This window comes from Haloquadratum walsbyi J07HQW2, assembly GCF_000415985.1.
GTDB lineage: Archaea > Halobacteriota > Halobacteria > Halobacteriales > Haloferacaceae > Haloquadratum > Haloquadratum walsbyi_B.
Genome location: NZ_KE356561.1, coordinates 9,154 through 10,578, shown reverse-complemented (window position 1 = coordinate 10,578; position 1,425 = coordinate 9,154). Strand labels below are relative to the sequence as shown.

Here is a 1,425-nt window from a genome sequence, read left to right as displayed (position 1 = left end):
TCGATACCGGATTTGACCCAGATAATCAAGCAATCGTATCAAATGTTGTTGACACACAATCATTTCGGGATCTCCAAGAACCTCCTGAGCATGGAACATCGGTAGCAGAGATCGTGGCACGCACAGCTCCAAATAGTCAATTATACCTTGCAAGCACTAGCACCGGAACTGATACCGAAGCCGCCATCGATTATCTCAGGCGTCAGGATGTCGATATTATCGTTCACTCGGCTGGGTTTCCCGCATTTGAGGACAACGGCAATCACATTCTTACCGACGACATCAATACTGTAACAGAAAGCGGGACATTATTTGTAAACTCTGCGGGAAATGAGGCTCGAACACACTGGGAGGGAGATTTTCGTGATACTGATTCAGATAATCTTCATGAATGGACACAGAGCAACGATGATGAAACGAACTGCGTTGGTGGTTGTAATACAGATTACTCAGGTGATGTCACAGTATATGTTCGATGGAGTGATGAGGGTATAAAAAGCAATTATCGTCCAGCATTATCAAACCCAGTCAAAAATGAATACATAGCCGTTGATTCGGATGGTGTGTTCACGACACCAACAGGAACAAGATATTCCCAGCTGAGAGTCGAGGATATTTCATCACAACCAGTTGATTTAGTTGTTGATCATACTAGTGGTCCAGCGGATGATGAAATTGAAGTGATTATTTTTAATGGTCCACGGGAAATACAACGAAATGTTCCTGCCTCAAGTATCGTAGCCCCGGCAGATGTGCCAAATGCATTGACAGTTGCAGCATATGAGCGAGAACCAGCTCGACTCGCTCCATACAGCAGTCGGGGACCAACTGACGATGGGCGAAACGGAATTGATGTCACAGGGTACACAAATATTGAAATCACGAATGGGTTCTATTCCGGTGGCGTATTTGGTGGAACATCCGCAGCTGCTCCATATGTTGGAGGGGTCGCAGCGTTAATAAAAAAAAGTCAATCAGAGAATCAGTCACCAACAGAAGTAATCAGAATTCTCAAATCGTCAAGCGACGATATCCGCGATGTGGACATTGACGTTGCCTCTGGGTCAGGTGTTGTTAATGCAACTAATGCTATTGATGAGACAAAGATATCACCGGAACTCGCGGCCTCAGCATCAGCTGTCACGATTGACCCAACCGATACGAATGTAACTGTTGTCGCATTCAAAGTAACAAATGCTGGTGAGGAGTCTCAACAGGCAGTCGTGAACATCTCTGAGTCCTCGGTCCCACAAGGACTTAGACTTGAGGGCGTATCTGGAGCAGATCCAACTTCCCCTGATCAGTTTGCGGTGATCACGAATCAGGAGCAGGCAAGCGTTACTTTCAGCGATATTCCCCCAGATGAAACGGTGACTGCCACAGCGAGTGTCGCCCCGACTGACAGTGCAACAGAAGCGACAGTCA

The 1,425-nt window shown here is 46.5% G+C and carries 1 protein-coding gene; it reads left to right on the top strand.

Going from position 1 to position 1,425, the window contains the following annotated elements; translation table 11 throughout:
- A partial coding sequence (locus J07HQW2_RS00055; protein WP_021053073.1) for a S8 family serine peptidase occupies positions 1-1,425 on the top strand: 1,425 nt, incomplete at both ends.